This is a genomic window from Chitinophaga filiformis, assembly GCF_021646545.1.
In the GTDB taxonomy this organism is placed as follows: domain Bacteria; phylum Bacteroidota; class Bacteroidia; order Chitinophagales; family Chitinophagaceae; genus Chitinophaga; species Chitinophaga filiformis_A.
This window is the reverse complement of record NZ_JAKIRP010000013.1, coordinates 17,197-35,726: the sequence shown is the minus strand read 5'-3', so window position 1 is coordinate 35,726 and position 18,530 is coordinate 17,197. Positions and strand designations below refer to the sequence as shown.

Below are 18,530 nucleotides of genomic sequence, written 5' to 3'. Positions count from 1 at the left end.
CCCATCCCGATCAATTTGAATTCCCAATTGCGTAAATCAAATTCCCGATTGTATAAATGAGTAACGCAAAGCTGATATAGCTTTGCGTTATTGTTTTACATACATAAGGACAGTCTGCAATTGTACTTCGATTTGAGTTGGTCGTACAATTCTAAAATACGCCGCGCCTGATCACAGGATGCGGCTTTCTTATTTATGAATTTCTGATGTAAAGTGGAACTGGATATCCGGGTTGTTCGCGCGTTCTGTGTTCAGGTACCACTCTGACTGTGCCAGATATACGAGATGCCCGTCTTTATCTTCCACAATATTGGCCTGTTTGAAACGAATGAACTCTTCTACTTTCTGTTTGTCCCCTGTGATCCAGCATGCTTTATAGAAAGGCAGTGTATTGAACTGGCAGGAGGCGCCATATTCCTGTAACAGGCGGTATTGTATCACTTCAAACTGGAGGTCACCCACACAGCCGATGATCTTACGGTTACCGCCGTGTTGTGTGAACAGCTGGGCAACACCTTCGTCCGTCAGCTGACGTAATCCCTTTTCCAACTGTTTGGTTTTCATCGGATCCTTGTTCACCACCTCCTTAAACAACTCCGGAGAGAAGCTGGGGATGCCGGTGAAATAGAATTTTTCACCTTCGGTGAGGGTATCGCCGATTTTGAAGTTACCCGTATCGAACAGACCTACCACATCACCAGGATAAGCATCATCCACAATATTCTTCTCACGTGCCAGGAAACTATATGGGTTGCTGAAACGCACATCTTTATCCAGGCGTACGTGCTTGTAAAATTTATTACGTTCGAAACGGCCGGAACATACGCGCAGGAAGGCGATACGGTCACGGTGACGGGGATCCAGGTTGGCGTGTATCTTGAAGATAAAACCGCTGAACTTATCATCGCCGACCTTTACCTCACGGGTGCTGGATTCACGGTCGCGGGGAATAGGAGCGATTTCAACGAAGGTATCCAGCAGGTCTTTCACACCAAAGTTGTTTACCGCACTACCAAAGAATACCGGAGCCATCTTACCTTCCAGGTACTCTTTATTGTCGAAAGGATCGTACACGCCCTCGATGAGTTCTACGTCGTTACGTAGCTGGGCTGCGTCCTGAGGACTAAAATGCTGATCAATATAGCTGCTGCTCAGGTCACTCAGTTCAACGATATCATCGTCAGTAGCTTTTTTATTGGGTGCAAATGATACGAAGCTCTTATTGTACAGGTTATAAACACCCTTGAAGTCTTTACCCATGTTGATGGGCCAGCTCAGTGGGCGTACGCGTATATTAAGTTTTTCTTCCAGCTCGTCGAGCAGGTCGAACGGGTTTTTACCGTCGCGGTCCAGTTTGTTCACAAATATGATTACCGGAGTATCACGCATCCGGCATACATCCATCAGTTTGCCGGTCTGTTCTTCCACCCCTTTTACGCAGTCAATCACCAGTACTACGCTGTCCACCGCCGTTAAGGTACGGTAGGTGTCCTCAGCAAAGTCCTTGTGACCGGGCGTATCCAGGAGGTTGATCAGCATATCGCGGTACTCAAAAGTCATTACGGAAGTAGCAACGGAGATACCACGCTGCCGCTCTATCTCCATAAAGTCGGAGGTAGTATGTTTTTTGATCTTATTGGACTTTACAGCACCGGCCGTCTGAATAGCACCGCCAAAAAGCAGGAACTTCTCCGTAAGGGTTGTTTTACCGGCATCCGGGTGGGCGATAATGGCAAATGTCTTCCTTTTATTGATCTCGCTTGCGTACTTCATATTACTTTATAACCAAAAATGTGTGCAAAGGTACGGAATTGTCATGGTTAATCATTAATTTACATGTATCTATGATTGCCACGATCAAAATTTTGTGGAATAGCCTTAGAATGGCTATCCTCGAGCTGCGGGTCAATAAACTCCGCACCTTCTTATCCCTCCTGGGTATTACCATTGGTATATTCTGTATCATCGCTGTGTTAACCGCTACCAACAGCCTGGAAAAGAACGTCCGCAATGAGGTGGAATCGCTGGGAAGCGACGTGATCTATATCCAGAAATGGCCCTGGGATGGTGGTCCTGATTTCCCCTGGTGGAAATTTGTGAACCGTCCGCTGCCCAAATACCAGGAACTAGGGCCGATTAAGGAGAAAGTCCATAGTGCTGGCCTGTCTGCCTTCGCTTTTTCCTCCAATGGTAAGCGGGTGGAATATAAGGACGACTACATGGAAGGTACCGAGTTGTTTGCCGTAAGTGGCGATTATGAGAAAATCCAGGCCATGAAGTTTGTCAGCGGCCGTTTCTTTGCCGGTAAGGAGAATGAAAACGGTGCGAATGTGGCCATCCTTGGCGCTAATATATGGGAAGGACTGTTTGGTACCCCGGAAAAAGCCCTTGGAAAAACGATCGCTATCGCCGGCCGTCCCTGCCGTGTCATCGGCACCCTGAAAAAGAAGGGCGCCAGCCTGGTAGACGGCATTAACTACGATAACTCTGTTGTTGTGCCATACCTGTATGGCCGTACCATTGTGGATGAGCGCCGCTTCGCAGATCCTTTCCTTATCATAAAAGCTGCCCCGGGGGCTACATTGTTGCAACTGAAGGATGAACTGAGAGGAGTAATGAGAAGCATGCACCGCCTCAGACCGAAAGAGGAGGACGATTTCTCCCTGAATGAGATCACTGCCGTAAGCGGGGATCTCAATAAGATGTTCGGCATGGTAAACCTGGGAGGAGGATTTATTGCCTTTTTCGCCCTGGTAGTAGGTGGTTTCGGAATTGCCAATATCATGTTCGTGACGGTGAAAGAGCGTACAAATATCATTGGACTGAAAAAAGCCATAGGCGCCCGTAAGAAAGTGATCCTCATGGAGTTCCTGCTGGAATCCATCATCCTTTGCCTCATGGGAGGATTCTTAGGGCTGTTCTTCGTATACATCATCACTGCCATCGTTAACAGCTTTGATTTCTTCGAATTCACACTCACTTTAAGCAACGTTATCTTAGGACTATCCATCTCTTCGATTGTCGGGGTGATAGCAGGATTTATTCCCGCTTACCTCGCATCCAAACTGGATCCGGTTGTAGCCATCAGGAGCAACTGATAAAGGCTATAATTTCCTACCTTTGCGGGCATGTCTGTAAAAATACTGGCCATAGAGTCTTCGTGCGATGAAACGAGCGCTTCCGTGCTGGCCGATGGGGAGATCCTGTCTAATTTTATTGCCAATCAAACTATTCATGAGCAATATGGTGGTGTAGTGCCGGAACTGGCATCCCGTGCGCACCAGGAAAATATTGTCCCCGTAGTCGACCAGGCCCTGAAAGCGGCAGGCGTCCGCAAAGAGGAGCTGAATGCCATTGCCTTTACACAGGCGCCAGGCCTGATAGGCTCCCTGCTGGTAGGCAGTTGCTTCGCCAAATCTATGGCGCTAGCACTGGATGTTCCGCTGATTGCAGTACACCATATGCAGGCGCACGTACTGGCTAATTTTATCGGGAAAGAAAAACCGTCGTTCCCTTTTCTTTGTCTGACCGTTTCCGGCGGACATACCCAGATCGTACGCTGTGACGGTCCTCTCAATATGAAAGTCATCGGTGAAACACTGGACGACGCGGCGGGAGAGGCCTTCGACAAAAGCGCCAAATTACTGGGCTTACCTTATCCCGGGGGCCCGCTTATCGATAAATATGCCCGTCAGGGAAATCCCGACAGATTCAAGTTTCCCGAGCCCCAGATCCCCGGTTTGAACTTTAGCTTCAGCGGATTAAAAACGTCTATCCTTTACTTCCTGCAGGAACAACAGCAGAAAGATCCGCAGTTTACGGAGAATAATATGGCGGATATCTGCGCTTCCATTCAGCATCGTATTGTCAGCATCCTGATGAACAAACTGGCGAAGGCTTCCAAAGAAACAGGTATTAAGCAGATAGGCATCGCCGGAGGCGTAAGTGCTAATTCCGGTCTGCGGACAGCCTTACAGCAATATGGCGAAAAGTACGGCTGGCAGACTTACATTCCGAAGTTCGAATACTGTACCGATAATGCGGCTATGATAGCAATAACAGCCTGGTATAAATACCAGGCAGGAGAATTTGTAGGACTGGATGCTGTACCCGGAGCAAGGGCAGGTTTTGATCATTAGTAAGGACGATGGCGAATCACTATTTCCGTTTTAAACAATTCACTGTACACCAGGAGGCCTGCGCGATGAAGGTTTGTACAGACGCCTGCCTGCAGGGCGCCTGTACGGCTGCATATCTCCAGGCAAATAAGCCGGGCCTGCGACGGATACTCGATATCGGCACAGGTACGGGACTGTTGTCTCTCATGCTGGCGCAACAATTGCCTGCGGCGACTATTACCGGTATCGAACTGGATGCCGCTGCTGCTGATCAGGCGAGGGCGAACTTTACTGCTTCTCCCTGGAGCGAACGACTGCAGGTCATAGCAACAGACGCGAGAGAAATGGCTGCTGGCGGACAATATGATTTCATCATTACCAATCCTCCTTTTTACGAATCAGATCTGAAAAGCAACAATCATCAGCGTAACCAGGCGATGCATGCCACTACGCTGGACTATAGCGACCTGTTGAAAGTAATTGACAGGCAACTGAAGCCAGGAGGAGAGTTTTCTATTCTATTGCCTTATCGCCCATTTAGTGACTTTGTGGCGATGGCTGGTACAGCCGGATTTTATCTGAACGATGTATTACATGTGAAACAGAGTGAACGGCATGAATATTTCCGCAGCATAGGCATCTTTAGCAGAGAACAGCGCGAACCAAAGATGGAATCAATGGCGATCAGGGGGGCAGATCACAACGAGTATACGCCGGCGTTCATATCATTATTACAGCCGTATTATCTGTACCTGTAGTCAGCGCCTTTTTATAGCCTCTCTACATAATTCTTCAAGTACTCAAACAGCCTGGTTTGTGAGCCATTACAGCCCATCATTCCTCTGAATAATCCTTCAAGTACTCAAATCGCCTGTTCAACGCACTTTACAGCTTTTTATTCTTCCACATAATCCCTTAGATATTCAAACCGCTCCGTCAGTGCACCTTTGTCCGCAATAGTAGCGTTATGAACAACTACGCTGTCGGGTCGCTGCAATTCATCAAAGACGTATTTCATCAGCTGGTCGCCAAAATACTGCGATGCATCCCGTGGAAGTTCATTCGGCAGATTGCTGACGCACATCATATCCAGTGTATCCGGCAGGTAAGGAGCTGTGCGCTGCCTGGTGTGTCTGTCCACCCCATATACAGGATCATCAATACTGGAATCTCCCAGATTGGAAGGGATCGAGCCGTTAGTGTCATCTGTGATGTCAGCGATGACCTTAATACGGAAATTATCTTTCGCCAGGTCATTCCAGGTGAACAGTGGTGGAATGCGCTGATCCCAGTAAATACCATTCATGAGAATATCTGTCGCCGTCACAAATGGCAGAAAGCGGCAGTCGTATTGCTCGGGATGGAGATGGAAGTCTTCCCTGCTATATGTTTTATCTGTTTTCCGGAGATATAGTTCCCCTGCCTTTAGCTGTGTGTATACTGGATAAGCATACGTGTTGATCAGGAACTCCTCTGGCGGAATATATTTGATACCCAGTAATCCCATTACCTCCAGCGTTCCTGCTGCCACGCGACCAGAGCCGGTAATAACGATCTTCAGCGGAGGCAGTTTCGCCCCGAAATAATGATTGATCAGCTCTTTAAAATCATGACATTGATGTACTGGTACCAGATTATACATCCCGGTCTTCTTACCATAGGTCAGCAATCCGTTGTGTGCGCCAACCACACCGGCAAAGAATCCGAATCCCAGTATCCGCTGACCGTCTTCATGCACCAGGCATTCATAGTCGATCAGGGTAATATTCCGTTGCAGAATGGTCTGCAGCATATGTTTGTTGTGCGGCTGCTTTTTGCGTGTATGGGAAAAGAACAGGTATTTTTTCCCGGGCAACAATTTCTCTGCGGGTACTTCCTTTATTCCTAACAACACCTCACAATGGGAGAGGTCTTCAGAAAGAGGAATACCGGCAGCTGTATACTCATCATCAGTAAAACATCGCCAGGCAGATGGCTGAACAGTAATGCTTACCTGCGGGTTGTGTTTGATGATCCACTGACATTGCTGCGGCGTAAATGCTACTCTGTTATCATGTGGCTGTTTCTCCTCCCTTATAAGACCAATGTGTAACATATTCGGGTTTTGGTGTAACCAAATATAATACTTATTCGTCTTTGATCTTACTGACTGCTATGGATATGCATCGACAGGTGGTTCCACATTGAGCGGAGTTCCATGGTTATCTCAATTATCCATATGGATAGGGATATTAGGATCAGACATCTCTAGCTGGTTTAAACAGTAGTATATCGGTACCCTGGCTTAAATTTAACCCGGACATGCCCCAGGATCTGGTTGCTGCCTAATGGTGGAGGTACAAATCTGGCAGTTTCAATAGCATTGATGTTTGTTTCTACAAGCTTGACGTACTGATAAGGATTCAGGATTCGTTCCTCGTCAAATTTGGGCTTAATTGGTGCAGGTTTGAACGTCATCATATCGTTGTTGTTTACGAGTGTCAACAAATTTTAATCTATTCTTGCAACAAATCTTAATGCAGACATTGTTGCATCAGGAGGTATGTTAAGTGGTGCGAACGTAAAAAAACAACAATAATCTCTTTATGGAATAAACGGTTAGGCTGCCGGTTACAGTGGATGTTTTTTTGACAAACTTACGTGCTCATTCAACAATGATACTCCTCTCTCCCGGTATTTTAGTTAACCCCTCGTTAAAAAAACAAAAATCCCACCACTCACCTTTACGCCTATACAAAAGAAGGTAGCCTCTGACTGCATTCCGATGCTGTCAGAGGCTACCCTTTTCCAGTGAACCTTCGCTTATTTCAGGTAAACTTTCAGTTCATTTCCTGCCTGCAACATAGCAGAACGTGTGGTCGGTGTGTTTGCGATAGGGTTCAGCAGACCATAATCATGAATGGCGCCGTTGTATCTTACCATTGTAACCTTCACACCTGCAGCGTCCATCTTGCGGGCATATGCTTCACCTTCATCACGCAATACATCGTTTTCGGCAGTCTGCACCAGCGCTGGAGGTAAGCCTTTCAGCTGTTCCAGTGTTGCCTGTAATGGAGAAGCATAAATTTCTTTTCTCGCTGCCTGGTCTGTTGTATAATTATCCCAGAACCATTTCATCATATTTTTAGTCAGGAAACGCTGTTCTGCGAACTGGTTGTAAGAACCGGTCTCAAAGTTAGCGTCTGTCACTGGCCATAAGAGTAATTGAAATTTAATAGCAGGACCATTTTTATCTTTCGCCATGAGCGCTACTACAGCGGCCATATTACCACCAACACTGTTACCGGCTACTGCCAGGCGTTTTCCATCTACATTGATCTCTTTGCCATTGGCTGCTACCCATTTAGTAGCTGCATACGCCTGATTGATAGCTACCGGATAATGCGCTTCCGGAGATGGGGTATAGTCAACGAATACCGCTGCTGCTCCTGATGTTACTACCAGGTCGCGTACCAGTCGCTGGTGGGTAGGGAAATCACCTAATACCCATCCACCGCCATGGAAGAACATAAATACCGGCAATACTCCCTTAGCTCCTTCCGGGCGAACAATATGCAGTTTTACAGTTTGTCCGTCCTGGGTAATCGTCTTTTCAGTTACGGTAATACCGGAAATATCCACTTTCACGCTCGATTGTGCGCCAACCAGTACCGCACGGGCATCTTTAGGAGACAATGTTTCCAAGGGGGCGCCGCCACTGTTATTCAAGGCATGAAGGAACGCCTTCGTGTGACTGTCGATGTTAGGATCATTATCTGGATTGATATTCTGTGCCATTGCGCCTATACTTAATAAAGTGGATGCTGCGAGTGAAAGTATTTGCTTTTTCATTTTGTGTGTCGTTGAATGTGATTGTTTTAATTTGATAACACAAAACTACTGCAGCAGGGAAAGGGGAACAATGCACGAATGGCGACACTTATTGTACTTTTTCCCCCTCAGTGTATTTTTTTCGGAAAAGAAGGGGGGAAGCGTCCACCTGGTTGGTAAAAAGACGCACGAAATATGCCGGATCTTCATATCCCAGCTTATAACCGATCTCCTTTACACTGAGATCTGTATGTATCAGCAGCCTTTTTGCTTCCAGGATAATACGCTCCTTAATAATATCATTAGGACTCTTCGAACTATGCCTCGAGATCCTTTTACTCAGCGCTTTCGGCGTAATATTTAATAAGTTGGCATAATCGGCCACATTATGATGAGTAGTATAATGCGCTTCCACCAGCTGACTGAATTTCCTGATAAACTCCACTTCCTGGGCTATACCGCTATCTGCCAGATCATGTGCTTTCTTCCACATACGGGTGGAACGTATAATAAGTTGCTTCAGGAAAATACGGATCATTTCTTCCATATTACTTTCCTCATTGATCGCTTCCTGCTTTATTTCCTGTATCAGGTGCCTGGTTTGCCGCGAGGCTTCCGCATCCAGCAATACCACCGGTATTTCATACACATTATTATATAACAGACCATCACAGGCTACTTCCTTATCATGGATCTGCACACAATAGAAATCGCGGTTATAATATAATAAGGTGCCCTTACCGGAGAACTTATACCATTGTCCGTCCTGTATAAAAAACAACGCATCCTGTTCCAGCCTGTATTCCCGGAAATCCACCATCACCTCAGCCCCCGCTTCAACAAAAAGGATCTTAATGAAGGAATTGTAATCGTCATACCTGATATCGCCTGCCGTAGCGGCGTCAAAATCAAGGCAGCCTATCGTCTTGGAAAAAAAATGTTTCAGCAGATGTTCCATGTTGCAAATTTATGGCCTTTTTTGGTTGTGTGTTATAAACAAGGCCCAGCTTGGTGGTATGATCTTGCATAACCCTTATCTTCGTTGCGGAAGTAAATACGCAATTGAACCAAGCCGATTATTATGAAGATAGCTACTTATAATGTCAATGGCGTCAACGGACGCTTACCGGTCTTACTCCGCTGGCTGAAAGAGACAGCGCCGGATGTTGTTTGTTTACAGGAGCTGAAAGCGCCGCAGGAGAAATTTCCTGAAGCTGCCATAAAAGATGCTGGCTACAATGCCATCTGGCATGGACAGAAAAGCTGGAATGGCGTAGCAATCTTAAGTCGCACCGCACAAGTGGAAGAAATAAGACGCGCACTGCCCGGAGATCCGGAAGATACCCACAGCCGTTATATCGAAGCCGTGATCAACGGCGACTTCATACTGGGGTGCCTGTATCTGCCTAATGGAAATCCCGTACCCGGACTGAAATTTGACTATAAGCTCAATTGGTTCAAGCGACTCACGGCACACTCAAAAGAACTGCTGTCTAAAGATTTTCCCGTAATACTGACAGGCGATTATAACGTCATCCCCACCGAAAAGGATGTCTATAAACCAGAACGCTGGGTGGATGATGCCCTGTTCAGACCAGAAACACGGGCGGCGTTTCAGGAACTGGTGGCACAGGGATGGACAGATGCTATCCGCAAACTGTACCCGGAAGAGAAGATCTATACTTTCTGGGACTATTTCAGGAACGCCTACGGTCGCGATGCCGGCTTGCGCATCGACCACTTCCTCATGAGCCACCATTTTGATAAACGCCTCAAGGCCGCCGGAGTTGACCGCCATGTGCGGGGCTGGGAAAAGTCAAGCGATCATGCGCCTGTATGGATTGAAGTAACAGCGAAATAACCTATTTTTTAACAGGTAACATATGTATTTCCAACAGGACGCCTGCAGGGTCCTTGTAGCCAACCACGAACTGATCCTGATCTAGTTTTATTACCTGGTACAGGGTCTGTTCCCTGGTTTGCTTATCGGTGATTGTTAACAGTCTTTTAGTGGCATCATATTGCCAGCTGCCATTCTCTTTTTTCCCGTTTTCAATAGATAACACACGATTGTCTTTATAAAAGATCATCCTGCCTTCCTGCTGTCTGGCAGTAGGGGACTGCCTTTTACCGTTGTCTCCATAAAACTGTAACCTCCATTCTTTTGAGATCATATCTGCAAACGCGGTATCATTATTTTGTCCATGGCTATGGACCATTGAGGAGAATAGCGCAGTAAGCAGTAGCAGAAAAGGCCTTTTCATGGATCGTATTTTGATGAATGTACTATTATTGCTGCATATATCCTGCCAATCAGAGATGCACCGCCGGCTTACCTGAAATTTCTTGCCTCGGGAATTCTGATCTCCTGTGTATTTTCCTGACCCTGAGCACCTTGCTCATCTATGTCAAAAAGCATATTTTCTGCGGATGATTGTGAGCCTGTTACATCTTCCTCCTTTACTGCCGTCAGGTGATGCAATAACTTTGTCAGATTATGACAACGCTGTACAACAACATGTATCACTTCACCTTCCCGCTGTACTTTGCCTTCCACCATCAGTAACCTGGATTGCAGGATCTCTTTCCTGTATTGCTGGTACAGCTTCTGAAACACAACCAGATTAGCATGTCCTGTTTCATCCTCAATGGTAATAAAACAGATCCCGCTGGCAGTTCCCGGCCGTTGCCGCACCAGAATAAGCCCTGCTACCATCACCGGCATACCGTCACTCATACGCTCCAGTTCATGGATAGACCGGATATGCAGCATACTGAGTTTCTCCCTGATAAAACTCACAGGATGCGCCTTTAAGGATAAGGAAAGCGCACTGTAATCATGTACTACATGCTCTGCATCTGTCATCTTAGGAAGAGCTACCGGCTTTTCAATAGCGCTTTCCGATTGTCCGCCGCTAAACATCCCGATAGGACGGTCGCCAAGGGCCGATATTTCCCATAATGCCTGCCGCCGGTCTAATCCTAATGATCGGAAAGCATCGGCATCTGCCAGTTTTTCAAGGGTAGCCTGCGATACGCCTGCCTCCCGGATAGATAATACACTCGTATAGGCCGTTTTCCTGGCAGATACAAGCACTTCGATCTCATCCTGCTGTATACTTCTTATCTGCCGGAATCCCAGCCGTAAGGCGCAATATTTATCATTTATCTTTTCCTCTAAGGTATTATCCCAGTTAGAGTAATTGACATCCACCTGCCTGACTATCACATCATGTTTGCGGGCGTCTATCACGATCTGTGCAGGCTGATAAAATCCCATCGGCATGCTATTCAGCAAAGCACAGGCAAATACATCAGGATGAAAACATTTGAGATAAGAAGAAACATATACCAGTAGCGCAAAACTGGCGGCATGACTTTCCGGAAATCCATAACTACCAAACCCCTCCAGCTGTTTGAAAATACGGCGCGCAAATGTTTCGTCATACCCCTTTTTCTTCATGCCCTCGATCAGCTTCTTTTCGAATTTGGCAACAATCCCCTTTGCCTTGAATGTTGCCATACTACGACGTAATTCATCCGCTTCTGCCGCCGTAAAATCTGCCGCTACCATAGCGATCTGCATCGCCTGTTCCTGGAAGAGCGGCACACCCAATGTTCTACTGAGGATGCCTTCTAATTCTTCTGAGGGATAATCCGGGTCTTCCTCCTTATTACGCCTGCGCAGGTAAGGATGCACCATGTCTCCTTGTATAGGTCCGGGACGGACTATGGCTACCTCAATGACAAGATCATAGAATTTTTCAGGTCTCAAACGTGGTAACATTGATTGCTGCGCACGGCTTTCGATCTGGAATACACCAATAGTATCCGCACGGCTGATCATCTCATATACTTCCTTTCTCTCTGCTGGAATATTAGCCAATGTAAAATCCTTATTATGATGTGCTTTCGCAAGATCAAACGCCTTCCTGATACAGGTTAGCATACCCAGTGCAAGTACATCTATCTTCAGAAAACCCAGCGCATCGATATCGTCCTTATTCCACTCAATACAGGTCCTGTCCTCCATTCGCGCATTCAGAATAGGACACAGATCAGAAAGTTTATCCTGCGTAATCACAAAACCTCCGGTATGCTGTCCAAGCTGACGCGGAAAACCTACCATCTGTTCTGTCAGTTCCATTACTTTCTTCAGATGAGGATCATTCGTATCTAATCCCGTTTGTGCTACACGTTGTTCACTAAACTCTTCATCCATATGATGCCAGATAGAGGATGATAGGCGGTTGACAGTATCTACGGATAATCCCATCGCTTTTCCTACGTCCCTCACCGCTCCTTTGTAATGCTGTTGCGTGACGGTAGCGACAATAGCAGCACGGTCCCGGCCATACTTCTTATAGATGTATTGCATAACTTCCTCCCTGCGTTCATGCTCAAAGTCAACATCAATATCAGGTGGTTCATTACGTGCGGAAGATATAAACCGTTCAAACAACAGCTCTATCTGTGTCGGATCTACAGACGTGATACCAAGACAATAACAAACAGTGGAATTAGCTGCAGAACCACGTCCCTGGCAAAGAATTTCCTGCTTTCTGGCAAAACGCACAATATCATGCACTGTCAGGAAATAAGAAGCATAATTCATCTCTTCAATAAACGACAGTTCATGGCGAATGTTAGCGGAGATCTTTTCAGGGATCTCTTCTCCATATCGCTCCCTGGCGCCCTGCCAGGCAAGATGTGTCAGTTCTTCCTGTGGCGTGCGTCCTTCAGAAGTAAGCTCCTGCGGATAAACATATTTTAAACTGTCCAACGAAAACTGGCAAGCCTGGGCTATTTCCTGTGTGCGTTTTATAGCATCAGGATACTGTCGGAACAGTCGGTGCATTTCAGGAATAGGTTTCAGGTATCTCTCTGCATTCTGATGCAGCCGGAATCCTGCATTGTAAATAGTGCATTTCTCACGTGTACAGGTTAATATATCCTGGAGCTGCCGCCGCTCGGGAGAATGATAATGTATATCATTGGTAGCTATCAGTGGAATGTGCAACCTGGAAGCTAGCTGTGAAAGCTGATATATTCTTTTCTGATCATCGCCAAGATAAGAACGTGTCGCCGCCAGATACAGCTGCGATCCTAAATGTTTGCCATATTCTTTCAATGCCTCTTTGAAAGTCGCCTCAAAATCAAAAGAGGTTGTCAGCTGATCGGGTGGAACAGCAATGAATTTCATCCCCTCTGCATGCTCATACACGTCTTTCTTGTACAGATGACAATCCCCTTTTTCTGCGCGCAGGTTCCCTTTTGTCAACAGTCTGCAAAGGCGGCTGTAGGCTGCTTTATCAGTCGGATAGGCCAGCAGGCTGGGGCCATCCATAAGGTCAAGCCTGCAGCCGACAATAATACGCATATCTTTCTTTTTGGCGGCAACATGCGCCCGCACGATGCCTGCCAGGGTATTCCGGTCAGTAATAGCGATCTCCTTATATCCATAGGTTGCTGCCTGCTCCACCAGCTCCTCCGGATGAGAAGCGCCCCGTAGGAAGCTGAAATTACTTGTTACCTGCAGATCAATGTAATTCATACAACATCACTTTTAACTACGCAAAAAAGCCATGAATAAACCATTGGGACTGATTCCCGGAATAATGCCCTGATCTGAACAACCAGTATCGCTGTCCATCTGCATCTTCCACATTATAATAGTCCCGGTGTTCCCCACCATCCAGCCACCATTCACGTTCTATCCGCTCCGGCCCGTCTGCTTTCCTGATCTCATGCAGTTTCCCTTTGTAGCGGAATAACATAGGCGGATAATCCGGTATCGGCGCCGTTACTTCAATAGGCTCGGGTTTTGACAACAACTGCACCGGCCTGGGTTTATCTGTCCGCCAGGCAATAGCCGGCTTTTCATCAAGAGAGGCAGCCACTTTGAACGACCGTTCTGGCCAGTAATGCTCTGCAGGCAGATAACGGCGGATGCAGTCTTCCCCGATCTTTCCCGCCAGCCGGTCCAGCAGTTCTGCCACCGCAGGTGCTTTTAAGCCCGGATTGCCTATCCATAACGCTTCCTGTAAGGGCGATACCTCTTCAACCTTTAACGCTTCCAGCGTGAATAGTTCAATCCCCAATGCAGGTTCTATAGTGGGTATCTTCAGTTCAAATAACCTGAAAAGATGCTGCGGATGATGTGAAGCATGACTGGTCCCTATCTCTGCCTGCACGATCCTGTTATCTACACGATACCCCTTGAGAATGGCAGTGCGCAGCCCTTTCCCTTCTTTCTGCAGGCGCAGACAAAGCTGTTCCAGTAATACTTTTATCGCTATCTCAATGCCGGGAGCTGTACGGATCGGTTCAAGACAGGGAAGGCGTTCTTCATAGGGTGGTAGCGGATTAAGCGGTTCAATCGCTTCTACTTCATATCCCAACGCCTGGCCAAGCCGAATTAACAATTGCGACCCGAATCGTCTGCGTAGCACAGACGCTGGCATATTCATAAAACTATCGATCTGGTGTAATCCCAGCTTCTGCAAACGGGCAAGTGTCTCTTCTTCCAGGCGTAAAGCGGCAGGAGGTAAGGCCATAAGCGCATCGCGCTGTCCGCCCTTGTCAATAATGGGCGTTATTTTTCCGTAACGGGAAATAGCCCAGGCAGTTCCAATGGTATCTGCCATCGCACCACGTACATCATAACCGATGGCGCGGAGTTTTGTAATGATCTCCTTCAGATAGTTCCGTTCTCCTCCCCAGAGATGTGTACAGCCGCTTACATCCAACAGCAGGCCATCCGGCAGATGTACGCCTACAACAGGTGTATAACGGATGCACCATTCTCCCAATGCCTTCAGCAACTGTGCCGGCCGCTCGGGTTCATCATCAAATGCCTGCAGGGAAGAAACAACTGCTTTGGCATCTGCCAGCGGCATGCCCGGGCGAATACCTTGCGCTTCTGCCGCCGGACTGGCTGAAGAGATCACCATCCTGTTATGAACAGGAGCAGCCAGCACAAAAGGAGTGTTCAGCAGCCCCGGTTGCCGGCGTACATACCAGTCAGTCAGCAAATGACGGAACCATATCGACATAAAACGCCTGGACATATCACCCCACCTTTAATTGCCGCTCCGGTATAATAGCCGTAGCAGCATCACCTGAAATAACCACACATTTCCCTTCTGCCCATTCCATCTTCCAGGTACCGGGTCGCCCATTCCGTACCTTCAGCAGGTCTACATTCCAACGTGGGAAACCAACGCCCGGTATACCATCTTCCAGCTCGCTGGACAAAGGTGTGATCTTCCACCGGGTCACACATGCTGTTGTATTGGCACTTCTGGAAGAGGTACGGAGAATAAAGCCCGTCACCTTACTTTGTTCCACTACCAGCTGCAGCCGGCGGGACTGCGTAAAGCTGATCTCCGGCACTTCAGCGATCACTGCCGCAATGCCCTCACATTTAAGCGCTTCCTCCAATGTCCAGAGCGCATCTTTTATTCGTTGTACGTCGATGAAAATAACCCTGTCCGGCGCTATGCCAAAAGTTTGCAGGGAAGGAGGGAAGAGTGTCCTGGCCACGCTTATCCAGATACAGGCGCCTCCACGTCGCATCAGATTGCCGGCAAGGGCGCTTACAAAACCAGTTGTTGCAGCTGCATGCTCTTTTGCAGCACAGAGAAATTCATGTACAGCCCCTGTAGGGAAAATACCATTCGGGAAAGCAGTGTTGACGGGGCCCAGGTCTATATCAGGTACAGTATCAGTCAGCTTCGATCTGAACCCTTGCATCTGAAGGATATCCTTCTGCAATTGTGAAATAATATCTGCTTTTACTCCTGGCATACCTGACTGCTGATTGAATTCGGATAACTAATTTATTTAGCAAAACTACTAATAAAATTAGTATTGTAAAAGAGTGTTTTTTACACGTTTAGCAGGTCAGATGCTTATCGAAAGATTATCAGGCAATTAGGTATTGTTGCTGGCAGGTAGATCTGTTATGAATGTCCGATCTTACTGGGTGCCATTCCATACATTTTCTTGAACGCAAAGGAGAAGTGGGAGAGATCTTCAAAACCTACATCAATATACACATCCGAAGGGGCCGCGCCTTTTTCTTTGATCCGGTAATACGCTTCCTGTAATCGCTTGTGCTGTAACCATTTGCCCGGGCTTTCATTGAACGTTTTTTCAAAGTCGCGCTTAAAGGTAGAAAGACTTCTCCCCGTTAAATAAGCAAATCTGTCCAGCGACACATTAAAATGGAAATTCTTGTTCATAAACCCTTCCAGGTCAATCTTCCCGGGTTCTGTCAGATCAAAGAGTATGTCTTTTAACGACGGATTGGTTTGCAACAGCACGGCAATCGCTTCTTTAATCTTTAGCGACAACAGTATCTCATTGTTACCATGCATCAGTGCCTCGTAAGGTTGTAAAGAGTCGATATAACTCTTAAGAAGAGGATGGGAGTGCAGCAATATCACCGGTGCTGTTTGTACATGTTGCGCCGCAGTATACCCATACTCTGCAGCAAAATTCCTGAGCGTTTGCTGGTCAAGGAAAACAGAGATGTTTTTATATTGGCCATTTGGTGGCGGCTGTTTGGTGAATTTTATCAGGCTGTTTCTTCTGCTTAACCTGAAACACGCTTCGTGAAAAGTATACTGTTTTTCCCCATCGGACATCATGAGTGTACCAGATATCTGGTAACTGAACACATGTTCGGGTACAAAATGTTCACCTTCCCTCGTCTGGTTGTAATAACAGGAATAAGTGATTTGTTTTAATGGTGTTTGCTCGCTCATATGCATCCTGAATAAAATAACCGGACAGCCATGAGGCAGCCAGGTATAACAAAACTAGATTATTTAGTATTATCCTTACTTAAAATTACGGCCTGACTGTCGGCGAAGGTTTGTTAAAAAGTTCAATTTCGTTTGCTATAAAGTTCTGGAAATTTACCTGACGCCCTTTAAAAACAGCGCCACTTCATCTGCCGTTCTTTTAGCCGTACGTCCGACACCGATCAGTGTAGCAGAGGCGAACCCTGTCCAGGAGCCATATCCCACCAGCCAGAGTCCTGTTATATTCGTAGCTTTCGTTTCATGTGTGGGAACTTTTCCATCTGGCTGGAAGATGCCTAGTGATGCCAGATGTTGTAACGCAGGAAGAAATCCTGTACAGAAGATAACAGCATCTACCTGTTCCTGCCGGCCCTCATGCCAGCCAATACCGTTCTCATAAAAATAATCAAAAGAGGGTAAAGCATGATATATATCCCTTGCAATTGCCTCGCGAACAAGCGGCACCTGTACAATATGACCAAGAGAGGGCGGCTGATAGTTTCTCCCTTCCTGCCGGGCTTTATACAATGCGGTCGCCGCATCAAAAAGATAGCGTCCATCTACATGTTCAGGTAGGAAAGAAGGGGTATTTCTCGTTGTCCACAATACATCTGCCACTTTGGATACCTCCGCCAGTATCTGCGCGCCGGAATTGCCTTCACCGGCTACTACGACCCGTTTGCCGGCAAATGCTGCCGGATCGCGGTAGTGGGCAGAATGTATAACCGTCCCCTTAAAAAGAGACTCGTTTGGAATCTCAGGAATAATAGGGTGGGAGTAGCTGCCGGTCGCACTTATAACAGCTTTTGAAATATACGTTCCGCGGTTGGTCGCTAATATGAACAGCTCATTCTCTTTTGTCACTTCCAATACCTCAACCGGCCGTACCACCGGAAACTGATACCTGTTCTCATAATCGCGCAGGTATTGAAGCGTCTCGTTTCTTGTAGGATATTTGTCGCTTCCTCCCGTCATAATAACGCCGGGCAATGAGCTCCATTGCGCAGGAGAAAAAAGCGTGAGAGAATCCCATGTATGCTGCCATGATCCTCCCGCTTCATCTTCCTTGTCAAGCAAGACATAGCGAAGGCCTGTCCTTTTTAAATAGTAGGCTGCTGCCAGCGCACTCTGACCGCCTCCGACAACAATGACATCATATACGTTCTCCTGACTCATAACGCAAATTCTTATCCGTTGATTAGATCAAACACCAATGATTTTACTTCTTCTTTCCATCAGCACAGTATTTCTCCATATGCCATTCATTTGACCTATCTTTTCCCGGTAACCTACCTGCCTGAACCCGTTTTGTTCATGTAGCCTGATACTCGCGGTATTCTCAGGGAAAATACCTGCCTGTAATGTCCAGAATCCATGACCTTCGCTTTCAGTGATCAGCGTCTGCATTAATTTATTGCCGATCCCTTTCCCTCTTGCAGATTCTCCGATATATACGCTGACCTCAGCCACACCGGCGTACACACAACGGCCGGATACAGGAGTGAGGGCAGCCCATCCCTGCACTGTATCATTTTCAATAGCTACCAGCCGGCAGGTTTGTGTATGTGCCTTATCCCATTCCTCCCAGGAAGGAGCACTTGTCTGGAATGTAGCATTACCGGTTGCAATGCCGCTTTCATAGATAGTTTTTACCTGCTCCCAGTGCGCAGGTTGCATGGAAATGATCTGCATACGTAATGCTTGTTTTGAACAACAGTCAGGCTCGCAGCAAATGACGGCCTTGTTTTTTTTGCATAGACTGTTTATGAAAGATCTTTTTATCTGTTGCTGT

At 46.9% G+C, this 18,530-nt stretch carries 16 protein-coding genes; 4 read left to right on the top strand and 12 right to left on the bottom strand.

The window, feature by feature from the left end; translation table 11 throughout:
- Positions 1-189: 189 nt before the first annotated feature.
- Positions 190-1,773 (bottom strand): peptide chain release factor 3, encoded by a 1,584-nt coding sequence (locus tag L3C95_RS25480; protein ID WP_236392099.1) that lies wholly within the window; start codon positions 1,771-1,773, stop codon positions 190-192.
- A gap of 110 nt (positions 1,774-1,883) precedes the next feature.
- Here L3C95_RS25480 and L3C95_RS25475 point away from each other — a divergent pair, with 110 nt between their 5' ends.
- From L3C95_RS25475 to L3C95_RS25465, 3 genes are read left to right on the top strand one after another with little or no spacing between them, the layout of a single operon-like run.
- Positions 1,884-3,098 carry an ABC transporter permease gene (locus tag L3C95_RS25475; protein ID WP_236392097.1) on the top strand — a complete coding sequence of 405 codons (1,215 nt, stop codon included), beginning with the start codon at positions 1,884-1,886 and terminating at the stop codon, positions 3,096-3,098.
- 30 nt (positions 3,099-3,128) lie between these two features.
- Positions 3,129-4,139 carry a tRNA (adenosine(37)-N6)-threonylcarbamoyltransferase complex transferase subunit TsaD gene (tsaD, locus tag L3C95_RS25470; RefSeq protein WP_236392096.1) on the top strand — a complete coding sequence of 337 codons (1,011 nt, stop codon included), beginning with the start codon at positions 3,129-3,131 and terminating at the stop codon, positions 4,137-4,139.
- A gap of 8 nt (positions 4,140-4,147) precedes the next feature.
- On the top strand, positions 4,148-4,876 hold the full coding sequence (locus L3C95_RS25465; RefSeq protein ID WP_236392094.1) for a tRNA1(Val) (adenine(37)-N6)-methyltransferase: 729 nt from the start codon (positions 4,148-4,150) through the stop codon (positions 4,874-4,876).
- A 137-nt stretch (positions 4,877-5,013) separates the two neighbouring features.
- Here the strand turns inward: L3C95_RS25465 and L3C95_RS25460 are convergent, their stop codons facing one another.
- The 4 genes from L3C95_RS25460 to L3C95_RS25445 all read right to left on the bottom strand — a co-directional run bounded on the left by L3C95_RS25460 (position 5,014) and on the right by L3C95_RS25445 (position 8,886).
- Positions 5,014-6,213, bottom strand: a complete 1,200-nt coding sequence (locus L3C95_RS25460) for an NAD(P)-dependent oxidoreductase (RefSeq protein ID WP_236392092.1) — start codon at positions 6,211-6,213, stop codon at positions 5,014-5,016.
- Between the two features lie 161 nt (positions 6,214-6,374).
- Positions 6,375-6,578 (bottom strand): hypothetical protein, encoded by a 204-nt coding sequence (locus L3C95_RS25455; protein ID WP_236392090.1) that lies wholly within the window; start codon positions 6,576-6,578, stop codon positions 6,375-6,377.
- A gap of 342 nt (positions 6,579-6,920) precedes the next feature.
- Entirely contained in the window at positions 6,921-7,949 is a 1,029-nt protein-coding gene (locus tag L3C95_RS25450) for an alpha/beta hydrolase (protein ID WP_236392088.1), read from the bottom strand.
- An 88-nt stretch (positions 7,950-8,037) separates the two neighbouring features.
- A complete protein-coding gene (locus tag L3C95_RS25445) occupies positions 8,038-8,886 on the bottom strand; it encodes an AraC family transcriptional regulator (protein WP_236392085.1) in 849 nt (282 codons plus the stop codon).
- Positions 8,887-9,009: 123 nt separating this feature from the next.
- Between L3C95_RS25445 and xth the strand changes: the two genes are divergently transcribed.
- The gene (xth, locus tag L3C95_RS25440; RefSeq protein ID WP_236392083.1) at positions 9,010-9,789 is read left to right on the top strand and encodes an exodeoxyribonuclease III; all 780 of its coding nucleotides are present in this window, start codon (positions 9,010-9,012) and stop codon (positions 9,787-9,789) included.
- A gap of 1 nt (position 9,790) precedes the next feature.
- On the opposite strand, the gene L3C95_RS25435 is transcribed toward xth, so the two are convergent.
- The 7 genes from L3C95_RS25435 to L3C95_RS25405 all read right to left on the bottom strand — a co-directional run bounded on the left by L3C95_RS25435 (position 9,791) and on the right by L3C95_RS25405 (position 18,430).
- On the bottom strand, positions 9,791-10,192 hold the full coding sequence (locus tag L3C95_RS25435) for a hypothetical protein (protein ID WP_236392081.1): 402 nt from the start codon (positions 10,190-10,192) through the stop codon (positions 9,791-9,793).
- 68 nt (positions 10,193-10,260) lie between these two features.
- Positions 10,261-13,482: an error-prone DNA polymerase gene (locus L3C95_RS25430; RefSeq protein ID WP_236392079.1), complete on the bottom strand. Its 3,222-nt coding sequence runs from the start codon at positions 13,480-13,482 to the stop codon at positions 10,261-10,263.
- Positions 13,483-13,498: 16 nt separating this feature from the next.
- Positions 13,499-14,998 (bottom strand): Y-family DNA polymerase, encoded by a 1,500-nt coding sequence (locus tag L3C95_RS25425; protein WP_236392077.1) that lies wholly within the window; start codon positions 14,996-14,998, stop codon positions 13,499-13,501.
- 1 nt (position 14,999) lies between these two features.
- Positions 15,000-15,737, bottom strand: a complete 738-nt coding sequence (locus L3C95_RS25420; protein WP_236392075.1) for an ImuA family protein — start codon at positions 15,735-15,737, stop codon at positions 15,000-15,002.
- 155 nt (positions 15,738-15,892) lie between these two features.
- Positions 15,893-16,699 carry a helix-turn-helix domain-containing protein gene (locus L3C95_RS25415; RefSeq protein WP_236392073.1) on the bottom strand — a complete coding sequence of 269 codons (807 nt, stop codon included), beginning with the start codon at positions 16,697-16,699 and terminating at the stop codon, positions 15,893-15,895.
- A 153-nt stretch (positions 16,700-16,852) separates the two neighbouring features.
- A complete protein-coding gene (locus L3C95_RS25410) occupies positions 16,853-17,914 on the bottom strand; it encodes an ArsO family NAD(P)H-dependent flavin-containing monooxygenase (protein WP_236392070.1) in 1,062 nt (353 codons plus the stop codon).
- A gap of 27 nt (positions 17,915-17,941) precedes the next feature.
- Positions 17,942-18,430, bottom strand: a complete 489-nt coding sequence (locus L3C95_RS25405; protein ID WP_236392068.1) for a GNAT family N-acetyltransferase — start codon at positions 18,428-18,430, stop codon at positions 17,942-17,944.
- Between the last annotated feature and the right edge of the window lie 100 nt (positions 18,431-18,530).